The 16,445-nt window shown below is 68.1% G+C and carries 8 protein-coding genes; 3 read left to right on the top strand and 5 right to left on the bottom strand.

Annotated elements, in window-relative coordinates; genetic code table 11:
- Window positions 1-35: 35 nt before the first annotated feature.
- Window positions 36-680, bottom strand: a complete 645-nt coding sequence (locus tag ASD82_RS05190) for a 4'-phosphopantetheinyl transferase superfamily protein (RefSeq protein WP_056716465.1) — start codon at window positions 678-680, stop codon at window positions 36-38.
- An 80-nt stretch (window positions 681-760) separates the two neighbouring features.
- Between ASD82_RS05190 and ASD82_RS05185 the strand changes: the two genes are divergently transcribed.
- Window positions 761-4,225, top strand: a complete 3,465-nt coding sequence (locus ASD82_RS05185; protein WP_056716462.1) for a PAS domain-containing hybrid sensor histidine kinase/response regulator — start codon at window positions 761-763, stop codon at window positions 4,223-4,225.
- A 15-nt stretch (window positions 4,226-4,240) separates the two neighbouring features.
- Here the strand turns inward: ASD82_RS05185 and ASD82_RS05180 are convergent, their stop codons facing one another.
- The 4 genes from ASD82_RS05180 to acs form a co-directional block, all read right to left on the bottom strand.
- Window positions 4,241-5,686 (bottom strand): glutamate synthase subunit beta, encoded by a 1,446-nt coding sequence (locus tag ASD82_RS05180; protein ID WP_056716457.1) that lies wholly within the window; start codon window positions 5,684-5,686, stop codon window positions 4,241-4,243.
- Window positions 5,687-5,702: 16 nt separating this feature from the next.
- Window positions 5,703-10,412, bottom strand: coding sequence for a glutamate synthase-related protein (locus tag ASD82_RS05175; protein WP_056716454.1), 4,710 nt, complete (start codon window positions 10,410-10,412; stop codon window positions 5,703-5,705).
- Window positions 10,413-10,560: 148 nt separating this feature from the next.
- Window positions 10,561-11,232 (bottom strand): response regulator transcription factor, encoded by a 672-nt coding sequence (locus tag ASD82_RS05170; RefSeq protein ID WP_056716450.1) that lies wholly within the window; start codon window positions 11,230-11,232, stop codon window positions 10,561-10,563.
- A gap of 96 nt (window positions 11,233-11,328) precedes the next feature.
- Entirely contained in the window at window positions 11,329-13,269 is a 1,941-nt protein-coding gene (acs, locus tag ASD82_RS05165) for an acetate--CoA ligase (protein WP_056716449.1), read from the bottom strand.
- A 216-nt stretch (window positions 13,270-13,485) separates the two neighbouring features.
- On the opposite strand from acs, the gene ASD82_RS05160 reads away from it, so the two are divergent.
- Together ASD82_RS05160 and ASD82_RS05155 are read left to right on the top strand one after the other, a co-directional pair.
- Window positions 13,486-14,859, top strand: coding sequence for a carbohydrate porin (locus tag ASD82_RS05160; RefSeq protein WP_056716447.1), 1,374 nt, complete (start codon window positions 13,486-13,488; stop codon window positions 14,857-14,859).
- 154 nt (window positions 14,860-15,013) lie between these two features.
- Window positions 15,014-16,445: MFS transporter (locus tag ASD82_RS05155; RefSeq protein ID WP_056716445.1), on the top strand; the 1,432-nt coding region annotated here is incomplete at its 3' end.

The raw sequence follows: 16,445 nt of genomic DNA, 5'->3' as shown, positions 1-16,445 counted from the left end.
ACGTAGCCGTCGATCGACCGGAAACAGTGCGCCGATCACTCGCTGCTGGCAAGCGTCCCGAACCGTATCCGGCGCTCGTCCCCCCGCCACGCCAGTGCCGCGACCAGGCCGGTGTCCAGCTCGAGCCGGCGCAGTTGCCAGGCGTCGACGTCGTCACCTTGAAGGTGTCGCAGGCGCAGCTGTCCGGCATCGCTGGTGACGCTGAAGCGGTCGAGCCCGAACGCGATGCCGCGTCCCAGCGCCTTCACCACGGCCTCCTTGGCCGTCCACAGTTCCAGAAAGGCCGCGTCGCGCGCCGCCGCCGGCAGCGCCGCCAGGGCCGCCGCTTCATCGGCGCTGAAGAAGCGCCGGGCAATCTCCAGACTGCGCTGGCGCGGTCGCGCGCGCTCGAGGTCGATCCCGGGCGCCACGTGCCGTCCCACCGCTATCAGCGCCTGATCACCGCTGTGCGACCAGTTGAAGCCCAGCGACTGATCGTGGAACGCGCCCAGCGCGGGACGGCCATGCTCGCCATCCACCAGCGCCACCCGTTCCAGGCTGACATCGAGATAGGCGGCAAGCACCGCGCGCAGCGGGTTCCGTCCCAGCGCCTGTCGATAGTGCACCCGCCACACATGAATCTCGTCATCGCGCAGGGCCTCTGCTACGTTGGCAAGCACGAGTTCGGGCGGGGCGATCATCAGGGCATGGTGCCGTCCGGCTCGCCGGGGCACAAGCGCGGATCGCCCGCCGCGCCGCCCATCTGCCGGGGGAGATTGGCTTGATCCAGGGCTGGCTGCTGCTGCTGGTGTCGCTGCTCTACGTGGGACTGCTGTTCGTGGTGGCCTACGCGGGCGACCGGCGACCGCTGTATCCGCGTCAGCCGCGCCTGCGCCCGATCGTCTACAGCCTGGCGCTGGCCGTCTATTGTTCGTCGTGGACGTTCTACGGCGCCGTGGGCACGGCCGCGCGCGACGGCCTGGCCTATCTGCCGATCTATCTGGGCCCGATCCTGCTGTACGTGTTCGGTTTCGGCCTGCTGCGTCGGCTGGTGCAGGTGGTCAGGCAGCGCAACATCACGTCGATCGCCGACTTCATCGGCGCGCGCTTCGGCAAGTCGCACGGGCTGGCGGCGCTGGTCGCGGTGATCGCGGTGATCGCGGTGGTGCCGTATATCGCGCTGCAGTTCAAGGCCGTGGCGATGTCGTACGGCGTGCTGGGCGGCGCGGCGTTCGGTGCGATGAAGGCGGGCGGGATTGACAGCGCGATGTGGTGTGCCGTGCTGCTGGCCCTGTTCGCGATCCTGTTCGGCACGCGCAGCATCGATGCGACTGAGCACCACCATGGCCTGATGCTGGCGATCGCGCTGGAATCGCTGATCAAGCTGTTCGCCTTCGTGGCGCTGGCGGGCTACGCGCTGTGGCGTGGCCCCGGCCTGCTCGGCACCGTGCAGCCGCCGATGGCCCAGCTGAGTCACGGACTGAGCCCCGGCTTCATGGCGCAGACGATGCTGGCCTTCTGCGCGATGTTTTGCCTGCCGCGCCAGTTCCAGATCGGCATGGTCGAATGCGAGGACGCCAGCGATCTCAGCCGGGCGCGCTGGATGGTGCCGCTGTACCTGGTGATCGTCAGCCTTGCGGTGCTGCCGATCGTGGCGGCCGGCGCGCACATGCCGCTGGTGCGCGACGGCGCGGCTGACGCGTGGGTGCTGACCCTGCCGTTGTCGCACGGCGATCGGGGTATGGCCCTGCTGGCTTTCGTGGGCGGATTCTCGGCCGCCACCGGCATGGTGATCGTGGCGGCGGTGGCATTGTCCACGATGATCAGCAACGACCTGGTGATGCCGGCCCTGCTGCGCATCCGCCGCCTGCGGCTGGAACATCGCAGCGACCTGTCGCAGCTGGTGCTGGCCGTGCGGCGAATCGCGATCATCCTGCTGGCGGCGATGGCCTATGCGTACTACCGCGTCGCCGCCAATGCGGAGAACCTGGCCGCCACCGGACTGCTGGCATTCGCCGCGGTGGCGCAGTTCGCCCCGGCCCTGGTCGCCGCGATGTACTGGCGCGGCGCCAGTCGTCGTGGCGTGGTGGTGGGCCTGGCCGGCGGCTTCATCGTATGGGTCTACACCCTGCTGCTGCCGGCACTGATCCGCTCGGACCAGTGGCTGCAGCACGGTCCGTTCGGCTGGGACTGGCTGCGTCCGCAGGCGCTGTTCCACCTCAGCGGCTGGGAACCGGTGATGCACGGCACGTTCTGGTCGCTGCTGGTCAACGTGGGCTGCCTGGTGTTCGTCTCGCTGCGCTTCCGGCCCAGCCTGGAAGAGCGCCTGCACGCGGCGGTGTTCATGGATGCCGATCCGGCCAGTCGCAGCGGCGCGGGCGACTGGCGTGGCCGCGTGGTGGTGGCCGACCTGCGCACGATCGCCGAACGCATCGTCGGCGAGCGCAGCAGCACGCGCGCGTTCGAGGAGTACGGCCACCGCCTGGGCAAGCCGCTGCTGCCCGGCGCCGCCGCGGATCGCGCGCTGATCCAGTTCACCGAACGCCTGCTCGCCTCGGCCGTCGGCGCGGCGAATGCACGGCGCATCCTGATCAGCGCGCTCTCCGGCAGCGGGCTGGACCTGGCCGAGTCGATGGCGCTGCTGGACGAAGCCTCGCAAGAACTGCGCTTCAACCGCGAACTGCTGTCCACCACGCTGGAAAACGTGTCGCAGGGCATCAGCGTGGTCGACGCCAGCATGCGCCTGGTGGCATGGAACCGGCGCTACCTGGAGCTGTTCGACTATCCCGACGGCATGGTCCACGTCGGCGTGCCGGTGGCCGAGCTGATCCGCTGGAACGCCGAGCTGGGCGAGTGCGGTCCCGGCGAAGTGGACGGCCATGTGGCCAAACGCATCGACTACATGCGCGCCGGTTCCTCGCACCTGTTCCAGCGCATCCGGCCGGACGGCACGGTGATCGAGATGCACGGCCGCGCCCTGCCCGGCGGCGGCTACGTGACCACCTATACCGACGTGACCGCCTACAAGAACGCCGAGCAGGCGCTGATGGAAGCCAACGAGACGCTGGAGCTGCGAGTGGAGCAGCGCACCGCCGAACTGTCCGAAGCGCTGGTGGCCACCGCCCAGGCGCGTCGTGCGGCCGAGGCGGCGAACATTTCCAAGACGCGCTTCCTCGCCGCCGCCAGCCACGACCTGCTGCAGCCGCTGAACGCCGCGCGGCTGTTCACCTCGGCGCTGCGCCAGCATCCGGGGCTGGACAGCGAGGCCGAACAGCTGGCCGAACGCATCGATGCCTCGTTCCGCGCGGCCGAGGACCTGCTGGACGCACTGCTCGACACCTCGCGCCTGGACACCGGCAGCTATCGTCCCGACGTGTCGGGCTTTGCGCTGGCCGACCTGTTCGATTCGCTGAAGGCGCAGTTCGCCGTGGTGGCCGAACAGCGCGACCTGCGCCTGCGCGTGGCGCCGACGCGACTGGCCGTGCGCAGCGATCCCCAGCTGTTGCGGCGGATCCTGCAGAACTTCCTTTCCAATGCCTTGCGCTACACGCGCCACGGCGGCGTGCTGCTGGGCGCGCGCCGGCTCGGTGACCAGGTTCGCATCGAAGTATGGGACACCGGACCGGGGATTCCGCCGGAGCAGCGGGCGCGGATCTTCGACGAATTCCAGCGCCTGGAGCAGCCGTCGCCGTGGGGCGAGAAGGGCCTGGGCCTGGGCCTGTCGATCTGCGACCGGCTGGCCGGCATCCTCGGCCATCGCCTGGACCTCGACTCACGCGTGCAGCATGGCAGCCGTTTCGCGGTGAGCGTGCCACGCAATGAAAGCGTGCCGATGCGGCGTCGGCGCGTGGCGCGCAGCGGCCCGGACACGCAGCTGCCGCTGACCGTGCTGTGCCTGGACAACGACGAGTCGATCCTCGACGGCATGCGCGCGTTGCTCGGGCGCTGGGGCATCGACTGCCGCACCGCGGTCGACGTGGATCAGGCGCGGGCGGAACTGCGGCGTGGCCCGATCGACCTGATCCTCGCCGACTACCACCTGGCCAACGATGTCGATGGCCTGCAGGCCCTGCAGCAACTGCGCGACGCGGTGGTGCAGATGCCGCCGGCGGCGATCATCACCGCCGACGGCAGCAGCGAGCTGAAGCAGCGGGCGCGGGCGCTGGGCTATCCGCTGTTGCACAAGCCGGTGAAGCCGGCGGCCCTGCGCGCGCTGCTGGCTGCGCCGCTGCGCGGCCAGCACTAGGCTGACGAGGTCGTTTCAGCGGGGCAGCTTCGAACGGCCCATCAGATATTCGTCGACCGCACGAGCGCACTGCCGCCCCTCGCGAATCGCCCACACCACCAGCGATTGTCCGCGCCGCATGTCGCCGGCAGCGAACACCTTGTCGATACTGGTGCGGTAGTCCTCGGTGCCAGCCCTTGCGTTGCCGCGCGCGTCCTTCTCCACACCGAACGCGTCCAGCACATGCTGCAGCGGCGAGACGAAACCCATCGCCAGCAGCACCAGCCCCGCAGGCACCTCGAATTCGCTGCCGGCGACCTCGGCCATCTTGCCGTCCTTCCACTCCAGCCGTACCGCGGTGAGGCTGCGCACGTTGCCCGCGCCGTCGTCGTTGAAACACTTGGTGGCCACCGCCCAGTCGCGCTGGCAGCCTTCCTCGTGCGAGCTCGAAGTGCGCAGGCGGATCGGCCAGTACGGCCACACCAGCGGCTTGTTCTCCTGCACCGGCGGTTGCGGCAGCAGCTCGAACTGGGTCACCGACGCGGCACCGTGGCGGTTGGAGGTGCCCACGCAATCCGAACCGGTGTCGCCGCCACCGATCACCACCACGTTCTTCGCCGTGGCCAGGATCTGTCGGTCGAGCCGGTCGCCGGCGACCACCTTGTTCTGCTGCGGCAGGAAGTCCATCGCGAAATGCACGCCGTTCAGTTCGCGCCCGGGCACCGGCAGGTCGCGCGGCGTCTCGGCGCCGCCCGCGATCACCACCGCGTCGAAATCCTGCTTCAGCTGATCGGGCGTGATCGTCTCGCCGGCCCTTCCCGCGGCGGCATCGCCCACGAACACGCCGGTGCGGAACTGCACGCCTTCGCCGCGCAGTTGCTCCACGCGGCGATCGATCAGCATCTTGTCCAGTTTGAAATCGGGGATGCCATAGCGCAGCAGGCCGCCGATGCGGTCGTTCTTCTCGAACACCGTCACCGCATGTCCCGCCCGCGCCAGCTGCTGCGCGGCGGCGAGTCCGGCCGGACCGGAGCCGACCACCGCGACGCTCTTGCCGCTGGGCCGCGCCGCCGGTTGCGCGGTGACCCAGCCTTCTTCCCAGCCCTTGTCGATGATCTTGTGCTCGATCGACTTGATGCCCACCGCCTCGCTGTTGATGTTCAGCGTGCACGCCGACTCGCACGGCGCCGGGCAGATCCGCCCGGTGAACTCGGGGAAGTTGTTGGTCGAGTGCAGCACCTCGAGCGCGCGCCGCCAGTCCTGCTGGTGGACCAGCTCGTTGAAGTCGGGGATCAGGTTGTTGACGGGGCAGCCGTTGTGGCAGAACGGAATGCCGCAATCCATGCAGCGGGCGGCCTGGGTCGACGCGTCGGCGTCGCCCAGATGGCGGATGAACTCGCGCCAGTGCTTCTTGCGCTGCGCGGGCGCCTCGCTGGTTTCGCTGAGCCGCGGATAGTCGAGAAAGCCGGTGATCTTGCCCATCTGTCTTCCCCTGGCCTCAGGCCGTGGCCGTGGCCGTCGCGGTGGATGCCGTGGCGGACGCGGCGTTCGCATCGCCCAGTGCGCGCCGGTATTCGTGCGGCATCACCTTGACGAAGCGCGCGCGCGCGCTTTGCCAGTCATGCAGGATGTCCTTGGCGCGGAAGCTGCCGGTGTGACGGAAATGCGCCTCGATCAACTGGCGCAGGATCGCCTCGTCGGTAGCCCGCGGCGCACCGCGCGAAACGGCATGCCAGTGATGCGGCGGCACGCGGACCTCCTGCTCCACGCCGGCAAGCACCGGCTCCAGCGCCACCATGGCGAGGTTGCACTTGCGCTCGAACGCGCCGCGCGGGTCGTACACGTAGGCCACGCCGCCGGACATTCCCGCCGCGAAGTTGCGCCCGGTATCGCCCAGCACCACCACGGTGCCGCCGGTCATGTATTCGCAGCCGTGGTCGCCGACGCCTTCGACCACCGCGCTGGCGCCGGAATTGCGCACGGCGAAGCGTTCGCCGGCGACGCCGTTGAAATGCGCCTCGCCTTCGGTGGCGCCGTACAGCACGGTGTTGCCCGCGATGATGTGCTCCGGGCCGAAGCCGTGGAAGTCGTTCGGCGAGCGCACGATGATGCGGCCGCCGGACAGGCCCTTGCCCACGTAGTCGTTGCCTTCGCCGACCAGGTCGAGGGTGATGCCGCGGGCCAGGAACGCGCCGAAACTCTGCCCGGCGACGCCGGACAACTGCACGTGGATGGTGTCGTCGGGCAGGCCGGCGTGGCCGTAGCGCCGCGCCACTTCGCCGGACAGCATGGTGCCCACGGTGCGGTTCACGTTGCGCACGCCGAGCATGAAGCTGGTCTTCTCGCCCTGCTCCAGCGCGGCGCGGGCCTTCTCGATCAGCACGTGGTCGAGCGCCTTGCCGCCTTTCTCCAGGCCGTGGTCCTGCGATTCCACGTGGCGGCGGGCGACCTCGGCGGGCACCTCGGGGCGATGGAACACCCGCGAGAAATCCAGCCCGCGCGCCTTCCAGTGCGCGATGCCCTGGCGCACGTCGAGCAGGTCGGCGCGGCCGACCAGGTCGTCGAAGCGGCGGATGCCCAGCTGGGCCATGATCCGGCGCGCTTCCTCGGCGACGAAGAAGAAGAAATTCACCACGTGCTCCGGCTTGCCGGCAAACTTCCGGCGCAGCACCGGGTCCTGCGTGGCCACGCCGACCGGGCAGGTGTTGAGGTGGCATTTGCGCATCATGATGCAGCCTTCCACCACCAGTGGCGCGGTGGCGAAGCCGAACTCGTCGGCGCCCAGCAACGCCCCGATCACCACGTCGCGGCCGGTCTTCATCTGGCCGTCCGCCTGCACCCGGATGCGTCCGCGCAACCGGTTCAGCACCAGGGTCTGCTGGGTCTCGGCCAGGCCCAGTTCCCATGGCGTGCCGGCGTGCCTGATCGACGACCACGGCGAGGCGCCGGTGCCGCCGTCGTGGCCGGCGATCACCACGTGGTCGGCCTTGGACTTGGCCACGCCCGCGGCGACCGTGCCCACGCCGATCTCGGACACCAGCTTCACCGAGATCGAGGCCTGCGGATTGCAGTTCTTCAGGTCGTGGATCAGCTGGGCCAGATCCTCGATCGAATAGATATCGTGGTGCGGCGGCGGCGAGATCAGGCCCACGCCGGGCACCGAGAAGCGCAGCCGCGCGATGTATTCGGACACCTTGTGGCCGGGCAGCTGGCCGCCCTCGCCGGGCTTGGCGCCTTGCGACACCTTGATCTGGATCTGGTCGGCCGAGACCAGGTAGGCCGCGGTGACGCCGAAGCGGCCCGAGGCCACCTGCTTGATCCGCGAGCGCAGCGAATCGCCGGCTTCCAGCGCGATGTCGCTTTCGATGTGCTGCGCGCCGATCACGCTGGCCAGGGTGTCACCGGACTGGATCGCGATGCCGCGCAATTCGTCGCGGTAGCGCGCCTCGTCCTCGCCGCCTTCGCCGGTGTTGGACTTGCCGCCGATCCGGTTCATCGCCACCGCCAGCGTGGCGTGCGCCTCGGTGGAGATCGAGCCCAGCGACATCGCGCCGGTGGCGAAGCGCTTGACGATCTCCCTGGCCGGTTCCACCTCGTCCAGCGGAATCGCCGCCGCCGGATCGATGCGGAACTCGAACAGCCCGCGCAGCGTCATGTGGCGGCGGGTCTGGTCGTTGATCAGCTGCGCGTATTCCTGGTAGGTGCCGGGGCTGTTGGCGCGGGTGGCGTGCTGCAGCTTGGCGATCGAGTCCGGCGTCCACATGTGTTCGTCGCCGCGCGTGCGCCAGGCGTACTCGCCGCCCACGTCGAGCGCGTCGGCCAGCAGCGGGTCGTCGCCCCAGGCCGCCCGGTGCTGGCGCAGCGCCTCCTCGGCCACCTCGAACAGGCCGATGCCCTCGATGTTCGAGGTGGTGCCGGTGAAGTAGCCATCGACCAGCTCGCGGCTGAGACCCACCGCCTCGAAGATCTGCGCGCCGGTGTAGGACATGTAGGTCGAGATGCCCATCTTGGACATCACCTTCTGCAAGCCCTTGTCGATCGCCTTGATGTAGTTGTGGATCGCCTTGTCGGCGCTGATCCCGCCCGGGCTGGCGGCGAACTGCTGCGCCAGCACCTCCATCGCCAGGTAGGGATGGATCGCCTCGGCGCCGTAGCCGGCGAGCAGGGCGAAGTGATGCACCTCGCGCGCCGAGCCGGTCTCCACCACCAGGCCGGTGCTGGTGCGCAGGCCGCGGTTGACCAGGTGCAGATGGACCGCCGAGGTGGCCAGCAGGGCGGGAATCGCCACGCGCTCGCGGTCGGCGTGGCGGTCGGACACCACCAGGATGTTGTGGCCCTGGCCGATCGCGTCCACGGCCTGCGCGCATAGCGAGGCCAGCCGCGCCTCGATGCCTTGCTTGCCCCACGCGGCGGGGTAGGTGATGTCGAGTTCGAAGCTGCGGAACTTGCCTTTGGAGTAGCGGCCGATCTTGCGGATCTTCGCCATCTCGGCGAAATCCAGCACCGGCTGCTGCACTTCCAGTCGCAGCGGCGGGTTGATGTTGTTGATGTCCAGCAGGTTCGGCTTGGGCCCGATGAAGGACACCAGCGACATCACCAGCTGTTCGCGGATCGGGTCGATCGAGGGGTTGGTGACCTGGGCGAACAGCTGGCGGAAATAGCTGTACAGCGACTTGTCGCGATCGGACAGCACCGCCAGCGGTGCATCGTTGCCCATCGCGCCGATCGCTTCCTGGCCGTCCAGCGCCATCGGCAGCAGCTGGAATTTCAGGTCTTCCTGTGTGTAGCCGAACGCCTGCTGGCGATCGAGCAGGTCATCGCCCAGGCGCGCCTCGGCGCGCGGTTCCGGCAGTGCGTCCAGCTTGATCCGGATGTGCTCGATCCACTGCTTGTACGGCTTGGCGTTGGCGAGCTGGTCCTTCAGTTCCTGGTCGTCGATGATCCGCCCGGCCTCCATGTCGATCAGCAGCATCTTGCCCGGTTGCAGCCGCCACTTCTTCACGATGCGCGATTCGGCCACCGGCAGCACGCCGGCCTCGGAAGCCAGGATCACCAGGTCGTCGTCGGTGATCAGGTAGCGCGCCGGGCGCAGGCCGTTGCGATCCAGCGTGGCGCCGACCTGGCGGCCGTCGGTGAAGGTGATCGCGGCCGGTCCGTCCCACGGCTCCATCATCGCGGCGTGGTACTCGTAGAACGCGCGATGGTTGTCGTCCATCAGGGTGTGCCGTTCCCACGCCTCGGGAATCATCATCATCATCGCGTGCGACAGCGGGTAGCCGGCCATCGTCAGCAGTTCGAGGCAGTTGTCGAACGAGGCGGTGTCGGACTGGCCCGGGTAGATCAGCGGCCACAGCTTGGCCAGGTCGTCGCCGAGCACCGGCGAGGAGATCGCGCCGGTGCGCGCGTTGATCCAGTTGACGTTGCCCTTGACCGTGTTGATCTCGCCGTTGTGCGCGATCATCCGGTATGGATGGGCCAACTCCCACGCCGGGAAGGTGTTGGTGGAGAAGCGCTGGTGCACCATCGCCAGCGCCGACACCGTGCGCGGGTCGGCCAGGTCGAGGTAATACTGGCCGACCTGGTCGGCCAGCAGCAGGCCCTTGTAGACCACGGTGCGGGTGGACATCGACGGCACGAAGTATTCCTTGCCGTACTTCAGGCCCAGCGCGCGGATCGCGTGGCTGGAGGTCTTGCGGATCACGTACAGCTTGCGCTCCAGCGCGTCGGGCACCATCACGTCCGGGCCGCGGCCGATGAAGATCTGCCGGATCACCGGCTCGCGCCCCCGCACGGTGGGCGACATCGGCATCGTGGCGTCCACCCGCACGTCGCGCCAGCCCAGCACCTGCTGGCCCTCGGCCCGCACCGCGCGTTCCAGTTCCTGCTGGCAGGCCAGCCGCGACGCCTGCTCGCGGGGCAGGAACACCATGCCCACGCCGTACTCGCCCGGTGGCGGCAGCACGATGTCCCGGGCGGCCATTTCCTCGCGATAGAACTGGTCGGGAATCTGGATCAGGATGCCGGCGCCATCGCCCATCAGCGCATCGGCGCCGACCGCGCCGCGATGATCGAGATTGCGCAGGATCAGCAGGCCCTGCTCGATGATCGCGTGGCTTTTGCGGCCCTTGATATGGGCGACAAAGCCCACGCCGCAGGCGTCGTGTTCGTTGCGTGGGTCGTACAGACCCTGGGCCTGCGGCTGATCCATTGACTCCCCTCCACGGGCATGGCTGCTTATCGACTATAGTGCGATGCAGCAAAAGCGCAAGGGGTTTTTCGCAATTGGACGTCTATAGGGATGGACGGCTATTCGCCTGGTGGCCACGACCGACGGGCGGCGGCTGTCCGCGGCCCACTCAGTCTTCCTCGGGCGGCAGTACCGGCATCGCCTCCTGGTCCACCGCCAGCTGGCTGGCGGCCAGCGCGACCTGGGTGCGGTTGCTGACCCCGAGCTTGCGCATGATCGCGGTCATGTGGGCCTTCACGGTCGCCTCGGAAACGCCGAGCTCCCAGGCGATCTGCTTGTTCAGCAGGCCCTCGGCGATCATCGTCATCACCCGGAACTGCTGCGGTGTCAGCGTGGCGATCTGGGCGGCGGCGGCGGCTTCGTCGGGTCGCAGTTCGTCGGAACCGCCCAGCAGGGCGTGCGGCAGCCAGACGTCGCCATCGAGCACGGCGCGGATCGCCGCCACGATGTCCTCGCCCGCGGTGGACTTGGGCACATAGGCCGACGCACCGTGGGCCAGCGCGCGCCGCGCCACCTGGGCCTCTTCATGGCCGGACACCACCATGATCGGCAGTCCCGGATATTGCCCGCGGATATGCGCCAGCGCCGAATAGCCCCGCGCGCCGGGCATGTGCAGGTCGAGCAGCAGCAGCTCGGCGTCGGGGAATTGCTCGATCAGCCCGAGCAGCGCATGCACGCTGTCCGCACTGTGCACCCGCGCCTGCGGCACGGCCGCCAGCACCGCGCGCTGCAACGCGTCGCGGAACAGCGGATGGTCGTCGGCGATCAGGATGTCAGTCATAAGGCGAGTAGTGAGAGGTGAGGAGTGAGAAACGAGAGAGAACGTCGAGCTGGCCGGCCTTCTCTCACTTCTCACTTCTCTTCACTCACTCCTGCTTCACTTGATCAACCGCTCATCAACCAGGTTCTTCACCACGCCAGGATCAGCCAGCGTGGTGATGTCGCCGAGCTGGTCGGGCAGGTTCTCGCCGATCTTGCGCAGGATGCGACGCATGATCTTGCCCGAGCGGGTCTTCGGCAGGCCGGGTGCCCACTGCAGGTAGTCCGGCGTGGCGATCGGGCCGATCTCCTTGCGTACCCAGGCGATCAGCTCCTTGCGCAGTTCGTCGCTGCCGGTCTCGCCGGCGACCAGGGTGACATAGGCGTAGATGCCCTGGCCCTTGATCTCGTGCGGACAGCCGACTACGGCGGCTTCGGCCACTTTCGGGTGGGCCACCAGCGCGCTCTCCACCTCGGCGGTGCCCAGGCGATGGCCGGAGACGTTGATCACGTCGTCGACGCGGCCGGTGATCCAGTAGTAGCCGTCCTCGTCGCGGCGCGCGCCGTCGCCGGTGAAATAGTTGCCGGGGTAGGCGCTGAAATAGGTTTCGATGAAGCGCTGGTGGTCGCCGTAGATGGTGCGCACCTGGCCGGGCCAAGAGTCGGTGATCAACAGGTTGCCTTCGGCCACGCCCTCTTTCACTTCGCCATCGGCGTTGACGATGGCCGGCTTGATGCCGAAGAACGGCAAGGTGGCGGAGCCGGGCTTGGTGGCGATCGCGCCGGGCAGCGGCGAGATCAGGATGCCGCCGGTCTCGGTCTGCCACCAGGTGTCGACGATCGGGCAGCGCTCGTCGCCGACCACGCGGTGGTACCACTCCCACGCTTCGGGATTGATCGGTTCGCCGACCGAGCCGAGCAGGCGCAAGGACGCGCGCGAGGTCTTTTTCACCGGCGCCTCGCCCTCGCGCATCAGCGCGCGGATCGCGGTGGGTGCGGTGTAGAACAGGGTGACCTGATGCTTGTCGATCACCTGCCAGAAGCGGCTGAAGTCGGGGTAATTCGGCACGCCTTCGAACATCACCGTGGTGGCGCCGTTGCACAGCGGGCCGTACACCACGTAGCTGTGGCCGGTGACCCAGCCGACGTCGGCGGTGCACCAGTAGACGTCGTCCTCGCGCAGGTCGAACACCTGCTCATGGGTGTAGCTGATGAACACCAGGTAGCCGCCGGTGGAATGCTGCACGCCCTTCGGCTTGCCGGTGGAGCCGGAGGTGTACAGCACGAACAGCGGATGCTCGGCCTCGACCGGGGTGGCCGGGCAGTCGGCGCTCTGGCCTTCCATCAAGGTGTGCCAATAACGGTCACGCGGCGACTGCATGTGTACCGCGCTGCCGGTGTGGCGCACCACGATCACGGTTTCCACGCTGTTGGTGCCGGGGCGTTCGAGTGCGGCGTCCACGTTGACCTTGAGCGGAATGTGCTTGCCCGCGCGCAGGCCCTCGTCCGCGGTGATCACCACCTTGGCCTGCGAGTCCACGATGCGCCCGGCCAGCGAGTCGGGCGAGAAGCCGCCGAACACCACCGAGTGGATCGCGCCCAGCCGGGCACAGGCCAGCATCGCCACCGCGGCCTCGGGAATCATTGGCAGGTAGATCGCAATGCGGTCGCCCTTGACCACGCCAAGGTTCTTCAGCGTGTTGGCGAACTTGCACACTTCGGCGTGCAGCTCGCGGTAGGTGATCTTGCGCGAGTTGGCCGGATCGTCGCCCTCGAAGATGATTGCCACCTTGTCGCCGCGCTCGGCCAGGTGGCGGTCGAGGCAGTTCGCGCTGACGTTGAGCTCGCCGTCCTCGTACCAGCGGATGTGCAGATCCTTCGGATCGAACGACACATCCTTGATCTTCGTCGGCGGCTTGATCCAGTCCAGCCGCTGGCCGATGCGACCCCAGAAGCCCTCCGGGTCGCCGACCGACTCGGCGTACAGCCTGGTGTAGTCGTCGTGGCGCAAACGCGCTGCGGCGGCAAACGACGGGTCGACCGGATAAAGCTTGGACATGGCTGGCTCCTGCTGGCGGCGTCACCAGTGGCGACGGAATTCGCGCGCCTGGCGTCAGCGCCCGGCGCAGCACGGACTTCGAGTGTAGCCCGATCAAGCCGGGGCCTGCGGCGCCTGGCGCGATCGACTTTGGTCGAACTTCGACCAATGGCGAATAGTCGCGCGCGCTGCAGCATGGCCATGCTCGGCCTGTCATCGACCTGGGGAGACGCACGCATGACTACGCGACACACCAATCGCCGCAACGCGCTTGCCCTGAGCATGGCATGCGCGCTGATGCTTCCGCTCGCCGGCCACGCGCAAAGCGACACGCGCGAACAGCAACTCGAACAACGGGTGGCCCAGCTCGAACAACAGTTGAACGAACTCAAGGCGATGGTGCAGGCGCAGAAGGCCGCGCCCGCTCCCGCTCCCGCCCCGGTGCAGCAGGTCGCTGCCGCGCCGGCGACGCCGGTGTTCAGCAGCGCGCCCGGCGTGTCGGTGGCCCTGCATGGTTTCATCAGCGCCAGCGCCTTCAGCCAGAACAAGAGCTTTTCCTACGGCAACGGGCAGAACGCGCTGTATCCGACGCCCGGCTCGAAAGGCTCCCTCAGCGGCGTCGACGTTCGCAACACGCGCTTCTGGCTCGACTTCAAGGGCGCCAAGTTCGCCGGCAACTGGAGCGGCGGCGGTCGCATCGAGATGGACTTCTTCGGCGGCTTCAACGGCACCGGTGCCTACAGCCAGCAGCAGCCGACGCCGCGCCTGCGCCAGGCCTACATGGACCTGACCAACCCCGAGAGCGGCACCACGGTGCGCATCGGCCAGCAATGGGACCTGATGTTCCCGATCGACAACTCGGCCACCTCGCTGGCGCATATCGCATTCCCGCTGGGCTATGGCTCGGGCGTGATCGGCTGGCGCTTCCCCGGCCTGGTGGTGATGCAGGACTTGAACCACGGCAGCACCGGCGCACAGTGGCGGCTCGACGTGGGCGTGTTCGAAGGCCACTGGAGCGGCCCGGGCAACAACGTCAATTACCTGACCGCGGGCAGCGCCGGCTTCCGGCCGCAGCTGGAGGCGCGCCTGCACGTGCAGGACAAGAACTGGCTGGCCTACTTCGCGGCGCATTACAGCAAGGTCGACCTGCGCGGCGTGGGCGGCACCGCGCCGACGCCGGTGAAGTCCGAGGTCACCAGCGTGGGCTACGAGCTCGGCGGACAGTGGAAGCCCGGCCCGTGGACCTTCAAGGGTGCGGCGTACAGCGGCAAGGGCCTGGGCCAGATCTTCGGCGCGATGTCGCAGTTCGGCCACATCCAGGAAACCGGCGGCTATGCACAGGCCGGTTACAGCTTCACGCCGAACTGGAGCCTGTACGCGTTCTACGCCTACAACAAGCCGGACCGGAACGACGTGGTCGACTGGATGGGCAACGGCGCCACCGGCCTGCTGCGCAATCGGCAGACCGCGTTGAGCCTGCAGTACGCGGCCGGTTCCTACGAGCTGGGCATGGAGTGGCTGCACGACAAGCTGGATTCGACCAGCAACGGCACCGACCACAAGACCACCAGCGGCAACCAGGTCAGCCTCAACGCTCTTTACCGCTTCTGACTTCACCGGCGATGCCTGGCATCGCCGCACAGCCTCCCGCCTTGCGGGGGGATGACGGGGTGCGGTCCGGGGCTTGCCGGGGGACCGCATCGGTCGACTTCTCTTCCACCCTGGCGGAGAGCGGCATCCCACTATCCTGAGAGGGGAAACATCCATGGCCACCACCGCGATCGACGGGCGCGCCGCGCTCGATGTCAGCCACAAGCGGGTCATCCTGGCGTCCAGCCTGGGGACCGTGTTCGAGTGGTACGACTTCTACCTGTACGGCTCGCTGGCCGTGATCATCGGCAAGCAGTTCTTCTCCGGGCTCAACGAGGCCAGCCAGCTGGTGTTCGCCCTGCTGGCGTTCGCCGCCGGCTTCGCCGTGCGTCCGTTCGGCGCGCTGGTGTTCGGCCGGGTCGGCGACCTGGTCGGGCGCAAATACACCTTCCTGATCACCATCGTGATCATGGGCCTGTCCACGTTCTTCGTGGGCCTGCTGCCCAGCTACGGCTCGATCGGCGTGGCGGCGCCGGTGATCCTGATCCTGCTGCGCATGCTGCAGGGCCTGGCGCTGGGCGGCGAGTACGGCGGCGCAGCCACCTACGTGGCCGAACATGCACCGCCGGGCAAGCGCGGCCTGTACACCAGCTTCATCCAGATCACCGCCACCTTCGGCCTGTTCCTGTCGCTGCTGGTGATCCTGGGCTGCAAATGGATGATGGGCGACAAGTTCGAGGACTGGGGCTGGCGCATTCCGTTCCTGATCTCCTCCCTGCTGCTGGCGGTGTCGGTGTACATCCGCCTGCAGCTGGCCGAGTCGCCGGTGTTCCAGCAGATGAAGGAAGAGGGCAAGACCTCGAAGGCGCCGCTGACCGAATCGTTCGCCCGCTGGGGCAACCTGAAGCTGGTGATCCTGGCCCTGCTGGGCGCCACCGCCGGCCAGGCCGTGGTGTGGTACTGCGGCCAGTTCTACGCGATGTATTTCCTCGGCAGCACGCTGAAGATCGATTCGACCACCACCCAGTTGCTGATCGCGGCCGCGCTGCTGATCGGCACGCCGTTCTTCGTGGTGTTCGGCTGGCTGTCGGACAAGATCGGCCGCAAGCCGGTGGTGCTCGCGGGCTGCCTGCTGGCCGCGCTGACCTACTTCCCGATCTTCAAGGCGATCACCCACTACGGCAATCCCGGCATCGAGGCGGCCCGCACCACGGCGCCGGTCACCGTGCATGCCGACCCGGCCAACTGCCACCTGCAGATCAACCTCACCGGCACCTCCACCTTCACCAGCTCCTGCGACATCGCCAAGAGCACGCTGGCCAAGCGTGGCGTGCCGTACGACAACCAGGCCGCCCCGGCGGGCACGGTGGCAAAGGTCACGGTGGGCAGCGCCAGCATCGACGCCTTCGAGGGTGGCACGCTGGCCAAGGCCGACTTCGCGGCCCAGGGCAAGACGTTCGCGGCCAGCCTCGGCGCGGCGCTGGACCAGGCCGGCTACCCGGCCAAGGCCGATCCGGCACGCAGCAATTACCCGATGCTGGTGTTCCTGCTGTTCCTGCTGGTGCTGTACGTGACCATGGTCTACGGCCCGATCGCGGCGTGGCTGG

The organism is Rhodanobacter sp. Root179 (assembly GCF_001428465.1).
Taxonomy (GTDB): domain Bacteria; phylum Pseudomonadota; class Gammaproteobacteria; order Xanthomonadales; family Rhodanobacteraceae; genus Rhodanobacter.
Note: the sequence above shows the minus strand (reverse complement) of the source record. Positions and strands in the feature narration are given on the sequence as shown.

Coding starts and splice junctions, on each gene's coding strand:
- ASD82_RS05190 (WP_056716465.1), bottom strand. CDS start 680: ATGATCGCCCCGCCCGAACTCGTGCTTGCCAACGTAGCAGAGGCCCTG.
- ASD82_RS05175 (WP_056716454.1), bottom strand. CDS start 10,412: ATGGATCAGCCGCAGGCCCAGGGTCTGTACGACCCACGCAACGAACAC.
- ASD82_RS05160 (WP_056716447.1), top strand. CDS start 13,486: ATGACTACGCGACACACCAATCGCCGCAACGCGCTTGCCCTGAGCATG.
- ASD82_RS05180 (WP_056716457.1), bottom strand. CDS start 5,686: ATGGGCAAGATCACCGGCTTTCTCGACTATCCGCGGCTCAGCGAAACC.
- ASD82_RS05170 (WP_056716450.1), bottom strand. CDS start 11,232: ATGACTGACATCCTGATCGCCGACGACCATCCGCTGTTCCGCGACGCG.
- acs (WP_056716449.1), bottom strand. CDS start 13,269: ATGTCCAAGCTTTATCCGGTCGACCCGTCGTTTGCCGCCGCAGCGCGT.